A 24,731-nucleotide genomic window follows, 5' to 3' on the forward strand; every position below is an offset into this window, starting at 1 on the left:
GGCTTGTCTCCGGGTGAGGCGGGCTCTAGCCTTTGCGCCGGAATCGGGGAGCATGGGGAGGACGCCTGTGGACACGGACGCGCACGGCTATCGCGGCGATCGCGCGCTTGGGGAGCTGTTGGGACAGGCCGGACTCGCGGAGTCGCCCGCGGAGGTGCGCAGCCTGCTGGCCGGCGTGCTCGCGGCGCCGGAGGGGTACGGGCGCGACGACTGGCTGGCGCTGCTCGGCCGCGATCTGCCCCCCGAGCTGACGGCCCAGCTGCGGGCGCTGAAGGCGGGGCTGGCGGCCCCGGCCGACGCCGCGCCCCCCGACCGGGCGGCACGCCTCGCCGCCTTGCGCCGGGAGCTGGCGCAGCGCGACCTCGACGGCTTCCTGGTGCCGCGCGGCGACGAGCACCAGGGGGAGTACGTTCCCCCGCGCGCCCAGCGGCTGTCCTGGCTGACCGGCTTCACCGGATCGGCCGGGCTGGCGGCCGTGGCGGCCGGGCGCGCCGCCGTCTTCGTCGACGGCCGCTACACCCTCCAGGCCCGCGCCGAGGTGCCGGCGACGCTCTACGAGCAGCGCCACCTCACCGAGGATCCGCTGGCCGATTGGCTGGCCGACGCCCTGCCGCGCGGCGGCCGGCTCGGCTACGATCCCTGGCTGCACACCGCGGGCTGGGTCGAGAAGACGGCGCGCGCGCTGGAGCGCGCCGGCATCGCCGTGGTGTCGTGCGAGGACAACCCGGTGGACGCGGTGTGGCCGGACCAGCCGCCGCCGCCGCTGGCGCCGGTGGTGCCCCACGATCTGGCCTTCGCCGGCGTCGGCTCGGCCGAGAAGCGGGCCGCGGTGGCCGGGCGGCTGCGCCGCGACGGGCTGGCCGCGGCGGTGCTCACGCAACCCGACAGCGTCGCCTGGCTGCTCAACATCCGCGGCGCCGACGTGCCGTGCACGCCGTTGCCCCTGTCCTTCGCCATCGTCGCCGAGGACGGCGGCGTCGAGCTGTTCATCGACCGCCGCAAGCTGGTGCCGGGGCTGGAGGCCCATCTCGGCCCCGGCGTCGTCGTCCGCCCGCCCGAGGCGCTGGGTCCGGCCCTCGACGGGCTGGGCGCGGGCGGGCGCAAGGTGCTGGCCGATCCCTCCGTCACCGCGGCGTGGATCGTCGACCGGCTGTCCCGGGCGGGGGCGCGGGTGGAGCGCGACGGCGATCCCTGCGCCCTGGCCAAGGCTTGCAAGAACCCGGTCGAGTTGGACGGCGCGCGCGCCGCCCACCGCCGCGACGGCGTGGCCATGGTGCGCTTCCTCAAATGGCTGTCCGAGGCGGCGCCCGCCGGGGAGGTGGACGAGCTGACGGCCGCCGCCACCCTGGAGCGGCTGCGCGGCGAGGGCGCGATGTTCCGCGGTCCCAGCTTCGAAACCATCTCCGGCGCCGGTGCCAACGGTGCCATCGTCCATTACCGGGTGTCGGCCGAGACCAACCGGCGCCTCGAGTCGGGAACCCTGTACCTGGTCGACAGCGGCGCCCAGTACCGCGACGGGACCACCGATGTGACGCGCACGGTGGCGATCGGAACCCCGACCCTGGAGATGCGCGAACGCTTCACCCTGGTGCTGAAGGGGCACATCGCCGTCTCCACGGCGCGCTTTCCCGCCGGCACCAGCGGCTCGCAGCTCGACACCCTGGCCCGCCACGCCCTGTGGCAGGCCGGCCTGGATTTCGACCACGGCACCGGCCACGGGGTCGGCAGCTACCTGTCCGTGCACGAGGGGCCGCAGCGCATTTCCAAGGTGCCGAACACGGTGGCCCTGCTGCCGGGCATGATCGTGTCCAACGAGCCCGGCTACTACAAGACCGGCGCCTACGGCATCCGCATCGAAAACCTGGTCGTGGTGCAGGCCCTGGCCGAGACGGCGACTCAGGAACGGCCCATGCTGGGCTTCGAGCCCTTGACCCTGGCGCCGATCGACCGCGCCCTGATCGAGCCGTCCCTGCTGTCCAATCCCGAGGTGGCCTGGATCAACGCCTACCATCTGCGGGTGCGCGACACGTTGGCCCCGCATCTCGACGCGGACACCGCCGCCTGGCTCGCCGCCGTGACCGCACCGCTCATGGTGTGACGACGGCCGTGCACGTTTGATTGTTGTTCGTCCCGGGCCGCACAATCGCCGTCCGGCTAAACTCCTTGTTTACCTCCCCGTGGCAGGGTCGTCGCTTATGGATGACTTTTCGGCCGAGTTGAGGCATCACAGTCCCGCCAACAGCGTGCACAGTGCCGAACGCGGGGCCGGGTCGTGCCAACGGAAGAATGCGGAGACGCCTAGATGAAGATCCTCGTCGTCGATGATTACGCCACCATGCGTCGCATCGTGCGGAACCTCCTGACTCAGATCGGCTACACGGACATCGACGAGGCGGCCGACGGCGTGAGCGCGCTGGCCAAGCTGCGGGAATCCAAGTTCGGCCTGATCATCTCCGACTGGAACATGGAGCCGATGACCGGCCTCCAGCTCCTCAAGGAGATCCGCGCCGATGCCAAGCTGGCCGGCATGCCGTTCATCATGGTCACCGCGGAAAGCAAGACCGAGAACGTGATTGCCGCCAAGCAGGCCGGTGTCAACAACTACATCGTCAAGCCGTTCAACGCCGACACGCTGAAGCAGAAGATCCAAGCGGTCATTGGCGGCTGATGCCGAGGGGAGTGGGGCGGTGGACACGCTGCCGCAGTTGACCGACGACGAGTTCGAGCAGATCGAGGAAGCGATCGCCCGAACCGCGAAGGGTCGCGCGTTCCTGCGGCGCTTTCACCGCCGGGCGTCGGGTGCGGCTGCGGAGGAGATCCGCTCCATGCTCCAGGAGTTCCGTGCCTCCTGGCAGCAGCAGAGCCAAACCGCCGAAGCGGCCAAGCACGTCGACGTGCTGCGGCGTGAGCTGATGGAGATGGCCGCCTCCATCGAAACCGCGCGGCGCGAGGTGGCGGCGCTGCGCCCACCCGACACCTCGTCCAACAAGATCCTGTCGGCCACCAACGAACTCGACGCCATCGTGCTGTCGACCGAACGGGCGTCGATCGAGATCCTGAACGCCGCGGAGAAGCTGCTGGAGCTCGGCGGCAAGCTGCGCGCCGACGGTGCCGACGAGGAGATCTGCCGGGAGATCGACACCGAGGTGTCCAACATCTTCACCGCCTGCTCGTTCCAGGACCTCACCGGTCAACGCACGAGCAAGGTCGTGAACGCCCTGCGCTACATCGAGCAGCGCGTGAACGCGATGATCGGCATCTGGGGCGAGGAAGGGCTGAAGGGCCTGGCGGTCCAGCACGCGTCCGAGGACCGCCGCCCCGACGCCCATCTGTTGAACGGCCCCCAGCTCGACGGACTGGGCGTGTCTCAGGCCGACGTGGACAGCATGTTCGACGCGCCGGCCGCCGCGCCTCCCGCCGCGCCTCCCGCGGCGCCTCCCGCTGCGGCCGCGACGGGTTCTGGCCCGGCCAAAGCCAGCCAGGCGGACATCGACAGCATGTTCGATGCGCCGCCGCCCGCACCCCCGGCTCCGGCGAAGGCTCCGGCGCCGGCGGCCCCCGCCAAGGCCAGCCAGGCCGACATCGACAGCATGTTCGATGCCCCCGCGACGCCGGCCAAGGCCAGCCAGGCGGACATCGACAGCATGTTCGGCGGCCCGGCCCCGGCCGCCGCACCGGAGGCGGCCAAGGCGAAGGCGCTGAAGCCGACCGCCAAGCCGGTGCTGGCGAAACCCAAACCGGCGGCCCAGCCCGCCGGGGCCAAGCCGGCGCCGAAGCCGGCGGCCAAGCCGGCGCCCCCGGAACCGGAGCCATCGGGAGCACAGCCGGCGCTCGACCAATCGGCGATCGACGCGCTGTTCGGCTGAGCGGAAGCGAACGTCCGGGCCGCAGCCACGGGCGACATCAAAAAAAGAGCACAGGGGCAGGAACGGTAGGCTGGACGGACGGACGCCACGTGTGCCTCACGGGCCGCGTCCGGGGATGACAAACGCCCGCGAACGGGCCGTTGCGACAGGCGGGAAGGACATGAAGCAGATGCAGAAGCCGTTCATGGCGGAGTTGCAGAAGGCCAAGCGCAACGGAAGCCCCTATGCGCAGGCGGCATCGGGCGGCGACAGCGCCGCACCGGCCCCGCCGCCGGTGGCGGCGATCACCGGGCCGATCACCGTCGACAACAAGGAGGTGATCGCGGCGATCGAGCACCTCGGCGCGAAGCTCGACCGCTTCCTGACCATGGACGCGGCGCAGATCGACCAGATTCAGAACGAGATCGCCGACATCTCCGGCCGCATCAAGGCCACCAAGGTGGAGATGGCGGCGCTGCGCCACCCCCTGGCCGGGGAGGACCGCTTCCAGCAGGCCTCCCAGGAGCTGAGCGCGGTGGTGTCGGCGACCGAGGCGGCCACCAACACCATCATGGCCTGCGCGGAGGAGATGGAGGAGGTGGTGCACGAGCTGCGCGCCTCGATGCCGGAGGGCTACCAGTCCGATCGCGTCAACGACATGCACGAGGTGATCGTCCGCATCTACGAGGCGTGCAACTTCCAGGATCTGACCGGCCAGCGCATCACCAAGGTCGTCCGCGCCCTGACCTTCATCGAGGAGCGCGTGGACGCCATGATGGGCGTCTGGAACCGGCGCGAGTTCGAGGCCATGCCGCTGCCGCCGACCACCACCAAGATGGACGGCGAACTCGAGCTGCACGGACCGGCCGAGGAGGAGATCGCCGGCAACATCAGCCAGGCGGACATCGACGCACTGTTCGGCTGACGCAGCGTCGGCCCATCCTTGCCGAGGGAGCGAAACGACCATGCGGGAACGCCAAACCCTCTCCATCAAGTCGCGCCTGCTGGCGATCGCGCTGGTGTCGCTGGCGGCGGTGGCCGGCCTCACGGTCACCACCCTGGTCGGCAACGCCCAGGTGGCCGAGGCGGTGGCGGAGAACGCCCGCCGCCAGGACCAGCTCGGCCTGGTGGGGGAGTTGCGCAGGGCCGGAATGAACGTGGTGCTGACGGCCATGGACGTGCTGGTCGACCGGGCCGACGGGGCGGTGGCGGACGAGCGGGTCGCCCTGTTCGACCGCAGCTTCGCCGCCCTCGCCGACGGCCTGCCGCGCCTCGCCGCCGCGGCGGTCTCGGCCCCGGAACGGCAGGCGGCCGGGGACGCGGTGGCCGGCGTCGAGGAGTTGCGCCGGCAGATCGCCGCTTTGCAGGCCGCGGTGCGCACGCGGACGGGCGAGGACGCGTTCGCCGCGTTGGACGATCGCATCGACGCGCTGGGCGAACGGCTCGACGGGCTCCTCGCCGGCATCGAGGAGTCGGTGCGCCGGCAGGGCGTCGCCGCCGACGGCGCGCTTCACGCGGCCCTGGAGCTCACCGACACCGTCAGCCTGCTGGGTGCGGTGGTGGCGGCGGTCGCGCTGGCCTCGTTGCTGCTGTGGATCGGCCGGGGCATCACCGGGCCGCTCGACCGGCTGCGCGGGGCCATGGAATCGCTGGCCCGCGGCGCCACCGCCGTCGAGGTGCCGCACGCCGGCGACGGCGGCGAGATCGGGGCGATGGCCCGCACCGTCGAGGTGTTCCGCGACACCGCCGCCGAAAAGCAGCGCCTGGAGCAGGACCGCAGCGCCGCCGAGGCGCAGGCCGAAACGGCGCGCCGGGGGGCCCTGTCGGACATGGCCGATTCCCTGGAGGAGCGGGTGAGCGTCCTGGTCGAGGCGGTGGCCCGGGCGTCGTCGACGCTGTCGAAAACCGCCGACGACCTCACCGCCAACGCCGACGGCGCCCACAGCGAGGCGGCCACCGCGGCCGGCGCCTCGGCGCAGTCCTGCGCCAATCTCGGCGCGGTCGCCACCGCCACGGACCAGCTCACCGCCTCGATCGGCGAGATCGGCCGGCAGGTCTCCCAGTCGTCGGAGATCGCCCGCGCCGCGGTGGCCCAGGCGGACACCGCCGACCGCAGCATGGCCGGCCTGACCGAGGCGGCGCGGCGAATCGGCGACGTGGTCGACCTGATCGCCGACATCGCCAGCCAGACCAACCTGCTGGCGTTGAACGCCACGATCGAGGCGGCGCGGGCCGGGGAAGCCGGCAAGGGCTTCGCCATCGTCGCCCAGGAGGTCAAGAGCCTCGCCGCCCAGACGGCCCAGGCCACCGAGGAGATCGCCAGCCAGGTCGACGGCATGCGGCGCGCCACCGACGACACCGCCGGGGCCGTCGGCGGCATGGCCGAGACCATCGGGCGGGTCGAGGAAATCGCCACGCGGATCGCCAGCGCGGTCGAGCAGCAGGGGGCGGCGACCTCGGAGATTTCCCGCAACGTCGACCAGGCGGCCCAGGGCGCCCAGGTGGTGACGGCCAGCATCGACCAGGTCAACGCCGCCGCCGGGAACACCGGCAGTGCGGCGCGCGGCGTTTCGGCGCTCTCGGCCACCCTGGCCGGTCACGCCGACACGCTGCGCCAAGAGGTGGACGAGTTCCTGCGCACCTTGCGCACCGCGTGAAACAGGGGGGAGAACACCATATGGAGCCGACCGCACCGGCCACGGGGGGGACGACCCAGTCCCTTGAGACCAGCATCGATCGCCTGGGCGACGCCGCCAAGGATGCGGCGTCCGCGTTGGGCGACGCCGCGCGCGACGCCGCCGGCCGCGCCGCGGAGCAGGCCGGCCCGACCATCGACGCCGCCAAGGAGGCGGCGTCGGACGCGGCCCGCAACGCCGACATCGCCGTCAACACCGTTGTGGGCGGCTGCGGCGACGTCTTCGGGGCGGGCTGGAACGCGCTGTGGCAGGGCAACCTGGGCATCGCCGGACGCCTGTTCGGCGACGCCATGGTCACCTGCACCGATTCCGTCACCGCCGCGGTGATGGGGCTGTTCCCCGGCTGGTGGTGAGCGGCGGACTCAGCCGCCGACCAGGGCCAGCCATTCCTGTTCGCTGAGCACCGTCACACCCAGTTCCCGCGCCTTCGCCGCCTTGCTTCCGGCGTCGGCGCCGATCACCACGAAATCGGTCTTCTTGGACACGGACCCCGCGACCTTGGCGCCCAGCGCCTCGGCGCGGGCCTTGGCCTCGGTGCGGCCCATGGTCTCCAGGGTGCCGGTGAAGACCACCGTCTTGCCGGCGACCGGCGACTCCGAGACTCCGGGGGGCGCTGCCTCCTCGACCCGCACGCCGGCCGCCAGCAGGCCGTCGATCACCTCGACGTTGCGCGGTTCCAGGAAGAACGCGGCGATCTCCTCGGCGACGATGGCGCCGACGTCGCGCACCTCGACCAGCTCGTTCCAGGCGTCGCCGGGCGCCCCGGCGAGCGCCTCCTCCATGCCCTCGCGCCAGGCCTCCAGCGTGGGGTAGCGCTCGGCCAGCGCGGCGATGGCCGGCCGCTTCAGCTCCTTGATGCCCAGCTTGCCCAGCACCGTGTCCAGCCGCAGGTCTGACCCGGCGTGGAACGCGAGCTGGTCCAGATTGGCCGGCGCGGCGAACCACGCGCGCAGCCCGTCCACCGTCGACGGCCCCATGCCCTTCAGGGCGCGGAACGCCAGCCACGCCGGCTTGGGCATGTCCCGGGCGGCCGCCGTCATGGCGTCCAGCCAGGCCCCGACGCTGCCGTAGTGCTGGGCCAGCGTCTTGGCGGTGACCTCGCCGACATGGCGGATGCCCAGCGCGAAGATGAACCGGCTGAGGGCGATGGCGGTGCGCCGCTCCTCGATGGCGGCGAACAGGTTGGCGACCGACCTCTCCTTCCAGCCGGGGCGGCCGACCAGATCGACCGCGCCGTGCTCCACGCGCTCCTTCAGGGTGAAGATGTCGACGGGGGAACGGACCAGGCCGTCCTCCCAGAACTCCTCGACGATCTTCTCGCCCAGCCCCTCGATGTCGAAGGCGTTGCGCGACACGAAATGACGCAGCCGCTCCTTGGCCTGGGCGGGGCAGATCAGCCCGCCGGTGCACCGGCGCACCGCCTCGTCCGGCTCGCGCACCGCCAGGCTGCCGCACTCCGGGCAATGGTCGGGGAAGACGAAGGGCATGGCGCCCTCCGGCCGCTGGCCGGCGACCACGCCGACCACCTGGGGGATGACGTCGCCGGCGCGCTGCACGGTGACCAGGTCGCCGACCCGCACGTCCTTGCGGGCGATCTCGTCCTCGTTGTGCAGGGTGGCGCGCGCCACCACCACGCCGCCCACCGTGACCGGCTCCAGTTCCGCGACCGGGGTCAGGGCGCCGGTGCGGCCGACCTGGATGGCGATGGCGGTGAGCCGGGTCTGCGCCTGTTCGGCGGGAAACTTGTGGGCGATCGCCCAGCGCGGGGCGCGGCTGACGAAGCCCAGGCGCTCCTGCAGGTCGAGGCGGTCGACCTTGTAGACCACGCCGTCGATGTCGAAGGGCAGGGAGGCGCGGCGGCGGCCGATCCCGGCGTAGTAGCGCACCAGCGCCTCAACCCCGGTGCGCCGGGCGGCCGGCCGGTTGAGGGAGAAGCCCCAGGCCGCGAGGCGACGGCGGATGCCCGACTGGCTGTCGGCGATCGGCTCGGACACCTCGCCCAGCGCGTAGCCGAAGAACTTCAGCGGCCGCGACGCGGTGATCGCGGCGTCGAGCTGGCGCAGGCCGCCGGCGGCGGCGTTGCGCGGGTTGGCGAAGGGCTCCTCGCCACGCTCGGCCCGCGCCGCGTTCATGGCGGCGAAATCGCCACGGGTCATGTAGACCTCGCCGCGCACCTCCAGCACCGCCGGGACCGGGGCGGGCAGGCGGTCGGGCACGTCGGCGATGGTGCGCACGTTGGCGGTGACGTCCTCCCCCTCGGTGCCGTCGCCACGGGTCGCCGCCAGCACCAGCGCCCCGTTCTCGTAGCGCAGGGAGCACGACAGCCCGTCGATCTTGGGTTCGGCGACGAAGGCGACGGGGGTGTCGGCGGGCAGCGACAGGAAGCGGCGGATGCGCGCCTCGAACTCCGCCACATCCTCGGTGGCGAAGGCGTTGCCCAGCGACAGCATGGGCACGGCGTGGCGGACCTTGCGGAAGCCGGCGGCCGGCGCGGCGCCGACCCTCAGCGACGGCGAATCGGCGCGTTGGAGGCCGGGGAAGGCCTCCTCGATGGCCGCGTTGCGGCGGACCAGGGCGTCGTAGGCGGCGTCGGAAATCTCCGGCCGGTCCTGCTGGTGGTACAGCGCGTCGTGGCGGGCGATCTCGGCGGCCAGCGCCTCCAAGGCGCGGCGCGCCTCATCGGGCGTGAGGTCGGCGACGGGCGGAAACGGGGGGGCGGCGGGCGACGCGGGACCGTCGGTCATCGGAAGGCTCGGGGGCTGGTCGTCGGGTCGCCGGAGCATAACGCCGTGCGGCGGTCGGCGGAAGCGGTCCGCCGGCCGCGCCCTCAGCCGGTCGGCACGGACGGCTTCCCCGCCGGCCACGTCGCCAGCGCCTGGTCGGCGACGGCCATCAGCATCTCCCGGCCGAAGCCCGCCTTGGCCTGCACCGCCATGCCGTGAAGGATCGCCATGACGAACGCCGCGAGGACGGCGGGCTTGGCGGTGTCCGGCAGATCGCCCTCGGCCTGGGCCCGTTCGAAGCGCTCGCGCAGGCGCACCTCGCCGGCCGCGCGGGCCTCGATCAACGCCTGTCGGACGGGTTCGGCGTCGTCCGACGCCGCCAGCGCCCCGTTGATCGCCAGGCAGCCGGTGTGGTCGGGATGGCGCGTGTTGAGATCCACCGCGCTGTGCAGGATGTGGGCCGCCACCTCCCGCGCGGTCGGGCGCTGCAACGCCACGGGGATGTAGTCCAGATGCCGCTCGCTGTAGCGGTCGAGCGCGCGCCGGAACAGGGCCTCCTTGTTGCCGAACGCGGAGTACAGCGCGGGACGCTCCACCCCCGTCGCGGCGGTCAGGTCGGCGTAGGAGGCGCCCTCGTACCCCTTGCGCCAGAACACGCACAGCGCAGCGTCGAGCGCCGTCTCCACATCGAATTCGCGATGGCGACCCATCCAACCCCATCCGGCTTTTTTCGTAACGACCATTAATAAACCGATTGACAGGCCGGCGTCCACATTTCATACCGATCGTTATCGTAATCATTGTTACGAAAACGCGGACCGTCCGCCGGATGGGTGGCGGCCGCACCGAAGACTGGAAAGGGGTCCCCATGGACAAGGTGTTGAAGGGCAAGGTCGCGCTGGTGACCGGTGGGTCGCGGGGGCTGGGTGCCGCGACCGCGGTGGCGCTGGCCGCCCAGGGCGCCGACGTCGCCATCAGCTACGTCGCCTCGGCGGACAAGGCCGAGGCGGTCGTGCAGGAGCTGACCCGGGCCGGCGTGCGGGCCACGGCGATCCGCAGCGACCAGGCCGACCCGGCGGCGGCCGCACCGCTGGTCGATGCGGTGGTCGCCCGGTTCGGCCGACTGGACATCCTCGTGAACAACGCCGCCATCGCCGTGCAGGGGAAGACGGTGGACGATCCCGACCTCGACGCCGCGGCCCTCGACCGGCAATGGCAGATCAACGTGCTGGGCGCGGTGGCGACCACCCGGGCCGCGGCCCGGGCCCTGTCGGACGGGGGCCGCATCATCTTCATCGGCTCGGGCATCGCCAGCCGGGTCGCCTTCCCGGGCGTGGCGGACTATGCCGGCACCAAGGCGGCCATCGTCGGCTATGCCAAGGGCGTTGGCCGCGACCTCGGTCCGCGCACCATCACGGTCAACGTCGTGCAGCCGGGCATCATGCCGACGGACATGGCCGCAGCGGTGGCCGGCAACATCCCGGACACGGTGATGGACCTGCACGCGATCCGGCGCATCGCCACGGTGGAGGAGGTGGCCGCCGCCGTCTGCTTCCTGGCGGGGCCGCACGCCGCCTACATCAGCGGCGCCGTCCTGGACGTGTCCGGCGGCTTCCAGATCTGAGCCGCAGGCGCGCGAAGGGGCATCCCGCCCCGTCGCCGTCGCCCTGGCGTCTGGCGCCGGCGGGTCAGCCCCCTTGCGCTTTTGCGGTGGCTGTGGATCGCTGGGGGGTGCGATGTGTGACGGAGATCCCGATGACCCTGGAAACCTGGTTGGCCTTCGCGGCCGCCTCCGCCGCCCTGCTGGCCATTCCCGGACCGACGGTGCTTCTCGTCGTGTCCTACGCGCTCAGCCACGGCCGGCGGGCCATGCTGGCGACGGTGGCGGGGGTGGCGCTCGGCGACCTCACCGCCATGACCCTGTCGATGCTGGGGCTGGGCCTGGTCCTGGCGGCGTCGGCGACGCTGTTCACGGCGCTCAAATGGGCCGGAGCGGCCTATCTGGTCTGGCTCGGCATCACCTTGTGGCGCACGCCGGTCGCCGGCAATGGGGAGGTGGTGGAGCCGGCGGCGCCGACCCCGGGCCGCATGGCGCTGCGCCTGTGGCTGGTCACCGCGCTGAACCCCAAGGGCCTGATCTTCTTCATGGCGTTCCTGCCGCAGTTCCTCGATCCGGCGCGGCCCGTCGCCGGCCAGGTGCTGATCCTGGGAACGACCTTCCTGGTCCTGGCCGTCCTCAACGCCACCCTCTACGGCGTGCTGGCGACGACGGTGGGCGGCGTCTTGCGGCGGCCGCCGGTGCGCCGCGCGGTGAACCGGGTGGGCGGCTCGGCGTTGATCTCGGCCGGCGTGCTGACGGCGTCGTGACCGCGCGGCGGCGGCCTCATGTGGCAGGACCGCCGCCGGCGGCCGCGCGCAGCCCCGCCACCACCACGTCGACGCCGAAGGCGAAGCGGGCATCGAGATCGGTGTCGAAGATCGCCGGCACGGCGTCGGGCAGGGCGGGGTAGGCCGCCGCCATCCCGGCGAACTCGGCCCGCAGCCGTGGCAGGTCGACCGCCGCCGCGGCGTCCCCGGCGTGGAGCCCCTGCTCCTCCACCGTGAAGCCGAGGATGAAGTCGAGCAGGGTGAAGGCGCCCCAGGCCGCGCCTTGCGGGTCCGCGCCGCCGCGGCGCAGGGCGCCGACCAGCGCGTCGGTGACGCGCAGGGTGTTGTCGGTGACCAGATAGGTCCCGGCATAGACCCGCGCCCCGTCGCGGCGCGCGCACAGGGCGCCGCGCAGCTCGCCGGCGATCCGCCGCACCGCCGCCTCCCACCCCTCGTCCGGCGGCGCCGGGGCTCGGGCGACGTCGGCGATCAGGGCGTCGGCCATGGCGTCGATCAGCGCCTCCTTGGCCGGGAAATGCCAGTAGAGCGAGGGCGCCTGGACCGCCAGAGCCTGGGCCAGGCGGCGCATGGTCAACCCCTCCAGCCCGACCGCGTCGAGCACGTCGAGCGCGGTGGTGATCGCCGTCTCCCTCTGGATGCGCATGCCGTCTCCCCGAATCCGGATGTTGCAAACTAACGCCGTTAGGTTAATCTAACAACGTTAGTTTCCCAGCGTGGAAGGCCCCATCGTCATGTCCGACGCCCCCGAGTCCCATCGCATCGCCACCGTCGACCAGCTCCGCGCGCTCTACGAGATGCCGTCGGAGCGCATCCTGCGGATGACGTTCCCCGCCATGGACGACCACGTCGTCCGCTTCATCGCCGCGTCCCCGCTGGTCTTCCTGGCCACCCGCGGGCCCGACGGGCTGGACAACTCGCCGCGCGGCGGCGATCCCGGATTCGTCCATGTCCTGGATCGGCGCCATCTGGCGATCCCCGATTGGCCCGGCAACAACAAGCTGGAGAGCGTGAGCAACCTGCTGGCCTCCGACGGGGCCTGCGGCCTGGTGTTCCTGGTGCCCCACCAGGACGCCTTCCTGCGGGTCAACGGGGCGGCGACGCTGACCCGCGACCCGGATCTCCTGGCCCGCTTCGAGACCCAGGGGCGGCTGCCCAAGCTGGCCGTCCAGGTGGCGGTGACGGAGGTCTATTTCCATTGCGGCAAGGCGCTGCGCCGCTCCCACCTGTGGGCGCCGGAACGGTGGCGGGTGCCGCACGGCCTGCCCAGCGTCGGCACCATCGTCCGCGACCAGGGACTCATGACCGAACTCTCGGCGGAGGAGCTCGACCGCCACTACCAGCAGGCGCTCGCCGACGAGCTCTACTGACGCCGGCCTAGGCGCGGCCGGCGATCAGGCTCTCGGCCGCCGCGCGGGCCTCGGCGGTGACGGTGGCGCCGGACAGCATGCGGGCGATCTCCTCCCGCCGCTCCTCGCCGTCCAGCACGGCGACGCTGGTGGTGACGTGCTCGCCCTTGACCGCCTTCTGCACCTTCAGATGGACGGCGCCGCGCGCCGCCACCTGGGGGCTGTGGGTTACCACCAGGACCTGGAGCGCCTGGCCGAGCCGGGCCAGGCGCTCGCCCACCGCGGCGGCGACGGCGCCGCCGATGCCGGTGTCGACCTCGTCGAACACCAGGGTGCCGACGGTGCCGGTCTGGGCCAGCACCACCTTGAGCGCCAGCATGAAGCGGGCGAGTTCGCCGCCCGATGCGATCTTGTTGATGGGGCCGGGCGGTGCGCCGGGATTGGTGGCGACCTGGAAGGCCACCCGGTCGACCCCGCCCGGTCCCCAGTCGGCCTCGTCCAGCGGGTCGACCAGGGTGTGGAACCGGGCCTTGTCCATCTTCAGCGGCGCCAGCTCCACCGCCACCGCGGCGTCGAGCCGGCCGGCCGCCTTGGCGCGCTCCCCGCTCAGCGTCCCGGCCGCCTTGGCGTAGGCGGCGCGCGCCGTCTCCGCCTCGCGCGCCAGTCGGGCGAGCAGGTCGCCCTGGTCCTCGATCAGCAGGAGGCGGCGGGCGAAATCGTCGCGCAGCGCCGCCAGCCCGTCCACCTCCACCCCGTGCTTGCGCGCGGCGGCGCGCAGGGCGAACAGCCGCTCCTCCATCTTTTCCAGGGCGGCCGGGTCCATGTCCACGTCGGCCGAGGCCGATTGCAGGGCGGCCGACGCCTCCTCCGCCTCGGCCGCCGCGCGGTCGAGTGCCGCGACCACCGGGTCGAGGCGACCGCCGGCCTTGTCGGCGACCCGCGCCAGGGTGCGGGCGGCGCTGGCCAGCAGGCGCTCCGCGCCGCGTTCGCCGGACAGCTCGGCGAAGGCCTGGTTCATCGCCTCGACCACCTTCTCCCGGTGCATCAGCACGGCCCGGGTCTCGGCCAGGTCCGCCTCCTCGCCGGGCCTGGGGGCCAGCGCGTCCAGCTCGGCCACGGCGTGGCGCAGGTACTCCTCCTCGGCGCGCGCCCGGGCGATGTCGGCGGCCGCCGCGGCCCGCGACTCCTCCACCCGGCGCCACGCCCGGTGGGCGGCCGCCACCTGGGCGGCCCGCGCGTCCAGCCCGGCGTAGGCGTCGAGCAGGCCGCGATGGGTCTGCGGGTTGAGCAGGCCGTGGGTGTCGAACTGGCCGTGCACCTCCACCAGCTCCTCGCCCAGGCGTCGCAGCAGGGCGACGCCCACCGCCTGGTCGTTGACCCAGGCGCGGCTGCGCCCGTCGGCGCTGACGGTGCGCCGCACCACCAGACGGTCCTCGGCGTCCAGCCCCTGCTCGCGCAGGACCGCCAGCGCCGGGTGGTCGCCGGACAGGTCGAACTCCGCGGTGACCGCCGCCTGGTCGGCGCCGCGGCGGACCAGGCCGGAATCGGCGCGCGCGCCGAGCGCCAGCCCCAGCGCATCCAGCAGGATGGATTTGCCGGCCCCGGTCTCGCCGGTCAGCACGCCCAGGCCGGAGCGCAGCGGCAGCACCAGCCGCTCGATCAGGACGACGTCCCGGATCGTCAGGGCGACGAGCGTCGAGCGGCCTAGAACAGGGAGTTCCAGGCTTTGCTGATCCACGATTTCTCGTTCCTCTCCGGGCGGACGTTCGCGTCGACCAGAAGCGCGTAGCTGTCGAGATACCATTCGCTGCCGGGGAAGTTGTGGCCCAGCACGGCGGCTGCGGTCTTCGCCTCGTCGACCACGCCGAGGGCGAGATAGCACTCGACGAGACGATGCAGCGCCTCGGGCACGTGGGACGTCGTCTGGTACTGCTCCACCACCGTGCGGAAGCGGCCGATGGCGGCGGTGCACTGGCCCTGGTTCAGGTAGAAGCGGCCCACCTCCATCTCCTTGCCGGCGAGGTGGTCGGCGGTGAGGTCGATCTTCAGCCGCGCGTCCCGGGCGTAGTCCGTGCCGGGGAAGCGGCGCACCACCTCCGACAGGGCGTTCAGGGCCTGGCGCGTCATCCGCTGGTCGCGGCGCACGTCGGTGATCTGCTCGTAGTAGCTGACGGCGCGCAGATAGTAGGCGTAGGCGACGTCGGGGTTGCCGGGGTGGAGCTGGATGAAGCGGTCGGCGGCCAGGATGGCGTCGTCGTACTTCAGGTCCTCGTAATGGGCGTACGCGGCGCGCAGCTGCGCCCTGGTGGCCCAGGTCGAATAGGGGTGCTGGCGCTCGACCTCGTCGAACAGCTGGGCCGCCGTGGAGTAGCGGCCGTCCTTCATGGCGGCCTCGGCCTCGCCGAAGATGGTATCGGCCGGGCGCTCGACGTATTCCGGCTCGTCGGGGGTGCTGGAACACGCGGCAAGCGCCAGCGCCACCAGAAGCGCCGCGTGCGGCGTGCGGAAGGAAGGAACGCGCATCGGTCTCATGAGGCTCGAGAAAGTTGGCCCCTATATAGCACGGCGCCAAGGGGCCGCCACAAGGAAGGATGCGCCGGGACGGTCGAGGGCCTACGCCTTCCGGTCGAAGGCCTTTGTTCCGATGGGCAAGGATATCGGGGCAGGCTAGCCTTCGCGGAACGGCTGCTCAGGGACTCCCGATGGACGTGGACGGCGAAGCGCACGGTTCGGTGCGGTTGGGCGACCCCACGCCCGCGTTCCTGGCCGGTGGCGGCGAGATGGGCGACCGGATGCGGGCGTTCGACTGGGAGGCGACGCCGCTGGGCCGGCCGGGCTCCTGGCCGCAGAGCCTGAAGACCGCGATCCGGATCATGCTGACCTCGCGCCAGCCCATCTGGATCGGCTGGGGTCCCCAGCTGATCTTCTTCTACAACGACCCCTACAAGGCGATCATCGGCGGCAAGCACCCGCAGGGCCTGGGCCGTCCGACCGCCGTGGTGTGGCGCGAGATCTGGCACGACATCGCGCCCATGCTGTCCCAGGCGATGACCGGCGTCGAGGGCACCTACGTCGAGGGCCAGCTCCTGATCATGGAGCGCAACGGCTACCCGGAGGAGACCTACTACACCTTTTCCTACAGCCCGATTCCCGACGACGACGGCACCCCCGGCGGCATCATCTGCGCCAACACCGACGACACCCAGCGGGTGATGGGCGAGCGCCAGCTGGCGTTGCTGCGCGAACTGGCGGCCCGCACCGCCGAGGCGCGCACCGTCCGCGACGTCTGCGAGCGGGCGGCCGGGGCGCTGGCCAGCGACGCCCGCGACCTGCCCTTCGCCCTTCTGTACCTGGTGGCGCCCGGGGAGACCACGGCGACGCTGGCGGCGGCGCACGGCCTGGAGGCCGGTCACCCCGCGGCGCCGGCGCGCATGGTGCCGGGGCCGGGGGCGCCGTGGCCGGTGCCGGCCGGCGACCGGCGGGGCGACGGCCGGGGCGACGGGTGGCGGGCCGAGCTGGTGAGCGGCCTCGGCGCGCGCTTCGCCACCGCCTTCCCGTGCGGCCCCTGGACCACGGCGCCCGAGCACGCGGCGGTGCTGCCGTTGCCGGCGGCCGGCGACGGCGGGCACGAAGCCATCCTGATCGTCGGCCTCAACCCGTTCCGCCTGTTCGACGATCACTTCCGGCGCTTTCTCGGCCTGGTGGCCGGGCAGATCGCCGCCGCCCTGGCCAACGCCGACGCCCACGAGGGCGAGCGCCGCCGCGCCGAGGCGCTGGCCGAGATCGACCGCGCCAAGACCACGTTCTTCTCCAACGTCAGCCACGAGTTCCGCACGCCGCTGACGCTGATGCTGGGGCCGCTGGAGGAAAGCCTCGCCGCGGCCGAGCGCCTGCCGCCCGACGAGGTCGAGCGGCTGCGCATCGTCCATCGCAACGGGCGGCGCCTGCTGCGGCTGGTGAACGCCCTGCTCGACGTGTCCCGCCTGGAGGCGGGACGGGTGCAGGCGCGCTTCCAGCCCACCGACCTGGCCGTCCTGACGGCGGAACTGGCGAGCAATTTCCGCTCGGCGACGCAGCGCGCCGGCCTCGCCCTGGTGGTCGACTGCCCGCCGCTGCCGCGCCCGGTCCACGTCGACCGCGACAGCTGGGAAAAGATCGTCCTCAACCTGCTGTCGAACGCCTTCAAGTTCACCTTGGACGGGCGGATCGAGGTCCGCCTGCGCGCCGCCGCAGGCGCGGCGGAGCTGACCGTGCGGGACACCGGCACCGGCATCCCGGCCGACGAGCTGCCGCGGCTGTTCGAGCGCTTCCACCGGGTCGAGAACGCCGCCGGGCGCAGCCACGAGGGCAGCGGCATCGGCCTGTCGCTGACCCAGGAGCTGGTGCGGCTGCATGGCGGCACCATCGGCGTCGCCAGCGCCGTGGGCGAGGGCACCAGCGTCACGCTGTCCATTCCCTTCGGGACTGCGCACCTGCCCGCCGACCGGGTGGAGGAGGCGCAGACCGCCGTGGCGGCGTCGGGCCGCGCCGACGCCTTCGTCGAGGAGGCGCTGCGCTGGCTGCCGGAGCCGCCGCTGTCCGGCCTCGCCCCGGTCGACCAATCGCAGCCGGCGTGGCACGGAGAGCGGCCGCGCATCCTCCTGGCCGACGACAACGCCGACATGCGCGACTACGTCCGCCACCTGCTGGCGGGGCGCTACCGGGTCGAGGCCGTGCCCGACGGCGAGGCGGCGCTGGCGGCCATCCGGGCCGACCGCCCCGACCTGGTGCTGAGCGACGTGATGATGCCGCGTCTCGACGGGTTCGCGCTGGTGCGGGCCATCCGCGGCGACGCCGGGCTGGCCGACCTGCCGATCATCCTCCTGTCCGCCCGTGCCGGCGAGGACGAGAGCATCGAGGGGCGCGCCGCCGGCGCCGACGACTATCTGGTCAAGCCCTTCTCGGCCCGCGAGCTGGTCGCCGGCGTCGATTCCACCCTGGCCCTCTCCCGCGCCCGCCGCCAGGCGGCGGAGGCGGTGCGGGCGAGCGAGCGCCGCCTGCGCGACCTGGCCAACGCCATGCCCCACCTGGTGTGGACGGCGGACGCCACGGGCGCCGTCGACTTCATCAACGGGCGCGCCGTCGCCTACAGCGGCTTCTGCCAGGGGGAGGACGGGACCTGGTCCTGGGACCTTGCCCTCCACCCCGAGGACCGTGCGGCGACCAGGGCGGCCTGGGCGCGGGCCGTGGCGACCGGCGCGCCCTACCAGATCGAGCACCGCATCACCCAGACCGCCGGCACCCACCGCTGGCACATGAGCCGCGCGGTGGCGGGGCGGGACGGCGAGGGCCGGGTGGCGTGCTGGTACGGCACCGCCACCGACATCCACGACCTGAAGGCGGCGCAGGAGGAGCTGCGCGCCGTCAACGCCGGGCTTGAGCGGCGCGTCGAGGAGGCGGCAGCCCAGGTGGTCCAGCTCCAGAAGATGGAGAGCATCGGCCGGCTGACCGGCGGCGTCGCCCATGACTTCAACAACCTGCTGATGGCCATCCTGACCAGCCTGGAGGTCGTCAAGCGGCGCCTGCCTCCCGGCGACGACCGCCTGCCGACGCTGATCGACAACGCCGTGCAGGCGGCCAACCGCGGGGCCTCGCTGACGCAGCGGATGCTGGCCTTCGCACGCAAGCAGGAGTTGCGGCCGGAGCCGGTCTCCCTGCCGGAGCTGGTGTCCGGCATGGCCGACCTGCTGACCCGCTCCGTCGGGCCCCAGGTGGCGATCGAGACGCGGTTCCCGGTGGGCACGCCGCCCGCCCTGGTGGACGCCAACCAGCTGGAAATGGCGATCCTCAACCTGGCGGTGAACGCCCGCGACGCCATGCCCGAGGGCGGCACGCTCACCATCGCCGCCGGGGCGGATGGCGACGGGTTCGTCCGCCTGACGGTCCGCGACACCGGCAGCGGCATGGACGAGACGACCTTGCGCCGCGCCACCGAACCGTTCTTCACCACCAAGGGCACCGGCAAGGGCACCGGCCTTGGCCTGTCGATGGTCCAGGGACTGGCCGAGCAGTCCGGCGGCCGCTTCGTGCTGACCAGCGGCCCCGGCGAGGGGACCTCGGTGTCGATCCTGTTGCCGGCCGCGACCGAGGCGGGGGCGGTGGGCCGGACCGCATCGGCCGCCGCGCCGCGACCCGGGCAATCGGCTGATGCCGCCGCCGGGGCCGCCGCCGGGGGCGCCGCGCTCACGGTGCTGGTCGTCGACGACGACCCGCTGGTGCTGATGGGAATCGCCACGGTGCTGGAGACGCTGGGGCACGCCCCCCTGCGCGCCGGCTCGGCGCGCGAGGCGCTGGACGTGCTCGACGCGTGCACGGCGGTCGACGTGGTGGTGACCGACCAGGTGATGCCGGGCATGACCGGCGTCCAGCTCGCCGCCGCGGTGGCCGAGCGCCGGCCGGGGCTGCCGGTGGTGCTGGCGACCGGCTATTCCGAGTGGCCCGACGGCGTCCACCCCGCGGTGGTCCACCGCCTGCGCAAGCCGTTCCGGCCGGAGGAGCTGATGACCGCGCTGGCGCGGGCGGCGGAGCTCACGCCGCGCCGGTAGAGGGGCGACATTTCCGCGACGGGGAACCGGCCGGCGATCCGTACCAGCGTCAGGAAGCGGCGACATGTGGACGCCGCCCGGGACTGGGAGGACACGCCATGGTCGGCAGCGTCGGTGGGTATGAGGGTGGTGGTGCAGCGGCCTTGCGGGCGCTGCTCGCCCGGAGCGACGGTGCCACGGCCAGCAAGGCCAGCAAGGCGTCCGACGACACCACCGACGCTGCGGCGACCCGCGCCGCCGAGCTGGTCGCGGCCCTCGACGGCGACGGCAACGGCAAGGTCGGGGTCGCCGAGTTCACCTCCTTCGCGAGCCAGTTCGCCCCGTCCAACGCGTCGGCGTTGCTGGCCGCGCAGGAGGAATGGACCTCCGCCACGGGCTCCGCCGACGACCCGTTCACCGCACTGGACGGTGACGGCGACGGGGCGTTGAGCGCGGACGAGCTGGCGTCGGCGCTGGGGCAGGCCGCCCCGCCGCCGCCGCCGCCACCAACCGCCGCCGCGGCCGGTGAGGCGACCGACGAGGCCGGAGAGGCCGCCGCCGCGCTGTTCGACACGCTGGACGGCGACGGCGACGGGGCGGTCTCCGCCGACGAACTGGCGGCGTCCCTCTCCACGGCGTCCCTCTCCACGGCTGTCAGCGGCGCGGACGTCGCGGACGAAGCGGCGGCGCTGCTGGCCGACCTGGACGGCGACGAGGACGGCACGCTGAGCGAGGAGGAGCTGGCGTCCGGCCTGGAGGCCGCGGCCGCGCCGCCGCCGCCCGCGGGCGCGGCAGGAAGCACCGAGGACACGGCGAGCTACGACCCGCTGGACACCAACGAGGACGGGGTCGTGTCGTACGCCGAGCGGATGGCCGGCCAGGCGGAGTCGGCGCAGACCGCGGCCCAATCCTCGGCGGTCGCCGGCCTGTCGAGCCGGCTTGGCAGCGGCACGCTCGGCAGCCTTTTGCAGATGGTGAACGAGGTGGCGGCGTAGTGTCGCCGGCCCCCCTGCCGGCCGATCATTCCGCCGTCCGCATGCCCAGCCGGCCGAGGGTGCGGCGTTCCACCACGACCACCGCCTGATGGACGGCGACGGACACCAGGACGCTGACCGCCGCGACCGTCCAGATCATGCCGTAGTCGAGCGTGCCGCGGGAGCGGTTGAGCAGGTTGCCGAGCCCGGTGCCGGTGGCCAGCCATTCGGCGATCATCACCCCCAGCAGCGCCCGCGGCACGGTCAGCCGGGCCGCGGCGAAGACGTAGGGCAGCGACGCGGGGATGGCGACGAAGCGCATCTCGCCCCACGGCGACGCGCCATAGGCCCGGGGCAGGTCGAGGGCGGCGCGCGGGATCAGCGCCAACCCCTGGGCGATCATCACATAGGCCGGGAAGAAGGTGACGGAGACGGTGATCCACACGGTCACCGACGGGCCACGGCCCAGCAGCAGCACGAGCAGCGGGGTCAGCGCCACCAGCGGCATGGTCTGGGTGACCAGCGCCACCGGCAGGAAGGCCCGGGCGAAGGCGGGTGACAGGCGCGACGAGACGGCGAGCGCGAAGGCGGCCGCCAGCCCGGCGGCCATGCCCAGCGCGGTGATCGGCAGGGACTCCGCCAGCGCCGCCAGCAGGCGCTGTTGCGCCGCCGCGGCCCCGGGCGACAGGAACAGGTACTCGACCACCCCGTAGGGCGTCTTGGCGATCAGCGCGGGCACGCCGGCCAGCCGCAGCAGCGCCCACCACAGGGCGAAGGGCAGCGCCGCCGCGGCGAGCGCCAGCAGGACCCGCCGCCCGCCTCCGCCCGCCGCCGGCGCCGCGGGGCCGGGAGCGGCCGTGGACAGGGCGACCGCCCGGCTGGCGCCGATCAGGCGGGCCGACGCCAGGGCGAACAGGAGGTAGCCGAGGCCGGCGATGGCCGTCGCCACCAGGCCGATGCCCCAGATCCGCGCCGGCTCGCCGCGCCCCAGCGAGCCCAGGAGATAGGCGCCGAGCCCCCACCGTCCGCCGCCGCCGAACTCCGCCAGGATCGCCCCCAGCACGGCGTTGGGGGCGGCGACCCGCAGCCCGCCGAGAAGAGACGGCACGGCGCCCCGCGCCTGCACCCGCCACAGCACCTGCCAGCGCCCGCCGCCGTAGGCCCGCACCACGTCGGCGGCGCGCCCGTCGTAGTGGGTCAGCCCGACCACGGTGGCGCTCATGGTGACGAAGTAGCAGCCCAGCGCCGCCAGCACGATGCGCGGCGCCATGCCCGACAGGGTCAGCACGAGGATCGGCGCCAGGGCGATCGGGGGCACGGCGAAGGCGGCGATGTTGACGCCGCGGGCGAGGCGCAGGGCGGTCGGCGACAGGGCGAACAGCGCCCCGGCGAGCACCCCCAGCAGGCTGCCGGCCAGGAAGCCGGCGCCCGAACCCACCAGGGTGGCGGTGACGTGGCCGGGATAGTCGGCCCGGTCGGCCCACAGGCGCACCAGGATCTCGGTCGGGCCGGGCAGGGCGCCGCCGGCCACCAGGTCGAGGCGGCCCGCCACCTCCCACGCCAGCGCGGCAAGGGCGCCGGCGATCCCGCCGCGGTGGCGCCTCGTCCAACCGTCAGCCGGCATCGAGCGCCTCGGCGATCGTGTCGGCCAGGCGGTGGAAGGCCGGGTCGGCGAACAGGTCGGTGCGGCGCGGCCGGGGGAAGGGCACCTCGACGACGGCGGCGATGCGGCCGGGGCGGCTGTGCATCACGACGACCCGGTCGGCCAGGAACACCGCCTCGTCGATGCCGTGGGTCACCAGCAGGGCGGTGGACCGCGCCTCGGTCCAGATCCGCTGCAGCTCCACGTTCATCTGGCGGCGCAGGATTTGGTCCAGCGCCCCGAACGGCTCGTCCAGGAAGAGGACGCGCGGCTGCGTCACCAGGGCGCGGGCGATGGCGACGCGCTGGCGCATGCCGCCCGACAGCTCTCCCGGCAGGGCGTTCTCGAACCCCGCCAATCCGACCAGGCGGATCAGCCCGGCCACCGCCGCGCGGTGGGCGCTGGGCCGGCGCCCCAGCACCTCCAGGGGCAGGGCGACGTTGCGTGCCACGGTGCGCCAGGGCAGCAGGGCGGCGTCCTGGAAGGCCACCCCGGTGGCGCCGGCCGCGGTGGCCTCGGCCGGCGGCCGGCCGTCGACCACCACCGTCCCGGCGTCGTGGGCCTCCAGCCCCAGGGCGATGCGCAGGATGGTCGACTTGCCGCACCCCGACGGGCCGATCAGCGCCGTGAAGGAGCCGGGCGGGCAGTGCAGCGACACCTCCTTCAGCGCCTCCACCGTCGTGCCGCGCCCGGCGAAGGTTTTGGAGACGCCCGTCAGGGCAATGCCCTGGGGCGTCGCCATCACAGCTCCTCGAGCAGCGTGGTGTCGAACATGGCGCGGTCGCCCTTGATGCCGACCCGGCCCAGCGCCTCGATGGTCTTGGCGATGGCGTCCTCGGTCATCGCGAAGATGCCGTGGGGCGTCTCGATCAGCGGTTTCTGGGCGGTGTTGAAGTAGATCTCGTTCTCCACGCTGCGCCCGGTCCCCTTGAACCAGGTGTCGGCCCAGGCGGGCGGATGGGCGGCGGGGTCCGTCAGGGCCTCCTCCCAGCCCCGGCGGCTGGCCCTCAGCCAGGCCACCAGCTCCGTGCGCTTGGCGGCCAGCGTCGCCTCGGTGACCACGACGGTGTCGTTGAAGATGGTGACGCCATGGTCGTAAAGCAGGAACGAGACGGGCTCCGCCCCCTGCTGCCGGATCGTGTAGGGGACGTTGGTGGTGAAGTCGAGGGAGGCGTCGATCTCCCCCTTCAGCAGCGGCGTGGGGTCGTAGGCGTAGGGGACGATGGTGACGGCGCTGCGGTCGATGCCGTTCAGCGCCAGCATCGCCTCCACCGAGATGAGGTTGACCGGCGGCACGGCCAGGGTCTTGCCCACCAGGTCCTTGGGCTCGTGGACCGGGTTGGTGGCCAGCGAGACGATGCCGATGGGGTTCTTCTGGTACTGGGCGCCGATGATCTTGAAGGTGGCGCCCTGCTCGGCGATCGCCTTGATGGTGGTGTCCGGGGTGGTCAGCGCCAGGTCGGCCTTGCCGGCGATGATCGCGCCTTCCGGGATCACGTCGGGGCCGCCCGGCAGATACGTCAGGTCGAGCCCCTCGGCGGCGTACCAGCCCTTGTCCATGGCCAGGAAATAGCCGGAGAACTCGGCGTCGTTGATCCAGGCCGCCTGCATGGCGAGCGGCGTGGCGGCGCCGGCGCGCCGCGGCAGCAGGGGCAGGGCGAGGCCGGCGGCCATCGCGCCCAGCACGTGACGGCGGGACGGGGTGATGTTCATGGCGGGCTCCATCGCGGAGGGGGACGGGGAGGCGGCCGGCGTCGGGGCGCGCTCGGCGATCAGCGGAGGCCCTGCAGGCGGCGCAGCTCCTGCAGCGGCGGCGTGGCGGCGATCTGGTCGGGGTCCACCAGCTCCCACTTCACGCCGCGCGGACGCTTGGCGCGCCGGTCGACGACGTGGAGCCGGCCGGGGGTGGCGATGGTGTCCACCAGGATGTCGGTGGCGCTGGGATGGAGCTTGTCCTCGACCACCTGGCAGTCGTGCACCACGGCGACCACCGGCGTGTTCTCGTCGGCCAGGCCGGTGTCGGTGAACATGCCCCATTCCAGGTCGAAGAAGCCGTGCCCCTTGCCGAAGCGAACGCCGTCCATAGACACGGCGGACGCCCCGGTGACCATCAGGTCGAACCGGCCGCGCGCGGCGATCTCGGCCAGCGTGATCGGCCGGGCGAAATGCTCCATCCCGTCGAGCCAGGCGGCGTAGAGCGCCGCACCCTCGGGCACCATGCCCGGCTCCATCAGCAGGAAGCCGCGGTAGATGCCGTAGGTCGACATGACGAAGGGCCGGCCCTCCTCGATCATGCGGCGGCGCAGGTCGACCAGGCAGTTGTCGGGTGTGATGAAGGCGAAGCGGCTGGCACGATAGACATCCAGCCCCGCCACCCGGTCGGTCGCCCGCTCCGAGCCGGTGAAGTCGGGGATGACCTCGGCGAAGTTCATGTGGAACCGGGTGTCCGGTCTGGCCACCTCGCCGAGCTTCGACCATATTCGCTGCCGGATGATGCGCGATGTCGACACGGGAAGCCGCCTCCGCTGGTGATGTGGGTCAGGGTGTTTCAGCG

20 protein-coding genes are annotated in these 24,731 nt (G+C 73.1%); 11 read left to right on the forward strand and 9 right to left on the reverse strand.

Annotated features, from left to right (window positions below; genetic code table 11):
* Positions 1 to 52: 52 nt before the first annotated feature.
* From AC6H2I_RS09740 to AC6H2I_RS09765, 6 genes are all read left to right on the forward strand, one after another.
* Positions 53 to 2,098 carry a M24 family metallopeptidase gene (locus AC6H2I_RS09740; RefSeq protein ID WP_497500416.1) on the forward strand — a complete coding sequence of 682 codons (2,046 nt, stop codon included), beginning with the start codon at positions 53 to 55 and terminating at the stop codon, positions 2,096 to 2,098.
* Between the two features lie 204 nt (positions 2,099 to 2,302).
* Positions 2,303 to 2,668 carry a chemotaxis response regulator CheY gene (locus tag AC6H2I_RS09745; RefSeq protein ID WP_497500417.1) on the forward strand — a complete coding sequence of 122 codons (366 nt, stop codon included), beginning with the start codon at positions 2,303 to 2,305 and terminating at the stop codon, positions 2,666 to 2,668.
* Positions 2,669 to 2,687: 19 nt separating this feature from the next.
* Entirely contained in the window at positions 2,688 to 3,866 is a 1,179-nt protein-coding gene (locus tag AC6H2I_RS09750) for a protein phosphatase CheZ (RefSeq protein WP_497500419.1), read from the forward strand.
* A gap of 160 nt (positions 3,867 to 4,026) precedes the next feature.
* Entirely contained in the window at positions 4,027 to 4,770 is a 744-nt protein-coding gene (locus AC6H2I_RS09755; RefSeq protein WP_497500420.1) for a protein phosphatase CheZ, read from the forward strand.
* Between the two features lie 40 nt (positions 4,771 to 4,810).
* Positions 4,811 to 6,502, forward strand: coding sequence for a methyl-accepting chemotaxis protein (locus AC6H2I_RS09760; protein ID WP_497500421.1), 1,692 nt, complete (start codon positions 4,811 to 4,813; stop codon positions 6,500 to 6,502).
* A 20-nt stretch (positions 6,503 to 6,522) separates the two neighbouring features.
* Positions 6,523 to 6,894, forward strand: a complete 372-nt coding sequence (locus tag AC6H2I_RS09765; RefSeq protein ID WP_497500422.1) for a hypothetical protein — start codon at positions 6,523 to 6,525, stop codon at positions 6,892 to 6,894.
* A gap of 9 nt (positions 6,895 to 6,903) precedes the next feature.
* Here the strand turns inward: AC6H2I_RS09765 and ligA are convergent, their stop codons facing one another.
* A complete protein-coding gene (gene ligA, locus AC6H2I_RS09770; RefSeq protein WP_497500423.1) occupies positions 6,904 to 9,285 on the reverse strand; it encodes an NAD-dependent DNA ligase LigA in 2,382 nt (793 codons plus the stop codon).
* A gap of 83 nt (positions 9,286 to 9,368) precedes the next feature.
* A complete protein-coding gene (locus AC6H2I_RS09775; protein ID WP_497500424.1) occupies positions 9,369 to 9,974 on the reverse strand; it encodes a TetR/AcrR family transcriptional regulator in 606 nt (201 codons plus the stop codon).
* Positions 9,975 to 10,132: 158 nt separating this feature from the next.
* Between AC6H2I_RS09775 and AC6H2I_RS09780 the strand changes: the two genes are divergently transcribed.
* Positions 10,133 to 10,888 carry an SDR family NAD(P)-dependent oxidoreductase gene (locus AC6H2I_RS09780; protein ID WP_497500425.1) on the forward strand — a complete coding sequence of 252 codons (756 nt, stop codon included), beginning with the start codon at positions 10,133 to 10,135 and terminating at the stop codon, positions 10,886 to 10,888.
* Positions 10,889 to 11,019: 131 nt separating this feature from the next.
* Positions 11,020 to 11,631, forward strand: coding sequence for a LysE family translocator (locus AC6H2I_RS09785; protein ID WP_497500426.1), 612 nt, complete (start codon positions 11,020 to 11,022; stop codon positions 11,629 to 11,631).
* Between the two features lie 16 nt (positions 11,632 to 11,647).
* Here AC6H2I_RS09785 and AC6H2I_RS09790 read toward each other — a convergent pair whose 3' ends face one another.
* The gene (locus tag AC6H2I_RS09790) at positions 11,648 to 12,295 is read right to left on the reverse strand and encodes a TetR/AcrR family transcriptional regulator C-terminal domain-containing protein (RefSeq protein WP_497500427.1); all 648 of its coding nucleotides are present in this window, start codon (positions 12,293 to 12,295) and stop codon (positions 11,648 to 11,650) included.
* 88 nt (positions 12,296 to 12,383) lie between these two features.
* On the opposite strand from AC6H2I_RS09790, the gene AC6H2I_RS09795 reads away from it, so the two are divergent.
* Positions 12,384 to 13,019 carry an MSMEG_1061 family FMN-dependent PPOX-type flavoprotein gene (locus AC6H2I_RS09795; RefSeq protein ID WP_497500428.1) on the forward strand — a complete coding sequence of 212 codons (636 nt, stop codon included), beginning with the start codon at positions 12,384 to 12,386 and terminating at the stop codon, positions 13,017 to 13,019.
* Between the two features lie 7 nt (positions 13,020 to 13,026).
* Here the strand turns inward: AC6H2I_RS09795 and recN are convergent, their stop codons facing one another.
* Complete coding sequence (gene recN / locus AC6H2I_RS09800; RefSeq protein ID WP_497500429.1) at positions 13,027 to 14,736, reverse strand: DNA repair protein RecN; 1,710 nt, start codon at positions 14,734 to 14,736, stop codon at positions 13,027 to 13,029.
* Positions 14,703 to 15,521 carry an outer membrane protein assembly factor BamD gene (locus tag AC6H2I_RS09805; RefSeq protein WP_497500430.1) on the reverse strand — a complete coding sequence of 273 codons (819 nt, stop codon included), beginning with the start codon at positions 15,519 to 15,521 and terminating at the stop codon, positions 14,703 to 14,705. The genes recN and AC6H2I_RS09805 overlap by 34 nt, the downstream gene beginning before the upstream one ends.
* Positions 15,522 to 15,700: 179 nt before the next feature.
* Here AC6H2I_RS09805 and AC6H2I_RS09810 point away from each other — a divergent pair, with 179 nt between their 5' ends.
* On the forward strand, positions 15,701 to 19,582 hold the full coding sequence (locus AC6H2I_RS09810) for an ATP-binding protein (protein WP_497500431.1): 3,882 nt from the start codon (positions 15,701 to 15,703) through the stop codon (positions 19,580 to 19,582).
* 98 nt (positions 19,583 to 19,680) lie between these two features.
* Positions 19,681 to 20,556 carry an EF-hand domain-containing protein gene (locus AC6H2I_RS09815; protein ID WP_497500432.1) on the forward strand — a complete coding sequence of 292 codons (876 nt, stop codon included), beginning with the start codon at positions 19,681 to 19,683 and terminating at the stop codon, positions 20,554 to 20,556.
* Between the two features lie 25 nt (positions 20,557 to 20,581).
* On the opposite strand, the gene AC6H2I_RS09820 is transcribed toward AC6H2I_RS09815, so the two are convergent.
* From AC6H2I_RS09820 to AC6H2I_RS09835, 4 genes are read right to left on the reverse strand one after another with little or no spacing between them, the layout of a single operon-like run.
* On the reverse strand, positions 20,582 to 22,159 hold the full coding sequence (locus tag AC6H2I_RS09820; RefSeq protein ID WP_497500433.1) for an ABC transporter permease: 1,578 nt from the start codon (positions 22,157 to 22,159) through the stop codon (positions 20,582 to 20,584).
* A complete protein-coding gene (locus tag AC6H2I_RS09825; protein WP_497500434.1) occupies positions 22,149 to 22,919 on the reverse strand; it encodes an ABC transporter ATP-binding protein in 771 nt (256 codons plus the stop codon). The genes AC6H2I_RS09820 and AC6H2I_RS09825 overlap by 11 nt, the downstream gene beginning before the upstream one ends.
* Positions 22,919 to 23,890 (reverse strand): ABC transporter substrate-binding protein, encoded by a 972-nt coding sequence (locus AC6H2I_RS09830; RefSeq protein WP_497500435.1) that lies wholly within the window; start codon positions 23,888 to 23,890, stop codon positions 22,919 to 22,921. Before AC6H2I_RS09830 ends, AC6H2I_RS09825 begins: the two co-directional genes overlap by 1 nt.
* Before the next feature lie 59 nt (positions 23,891 to 23,949).
* A complete protein-coding gene (locus tag AC6H2I_RS09835; protein ID WP_497500436.1) occupies positions 23,950 to 24,687 on the reverse strand; it encodes a 5-formyltetrahydrofolate cyclo-ligase in 738 nt (245 codons plus the stop codon).
* Between the last annotated feature and the right edge of the window lie 44 nt (positions 24,688 to 24,731).

This window comes from Azospirillum sp. NS33 (genome assembly GCF_059703765.1).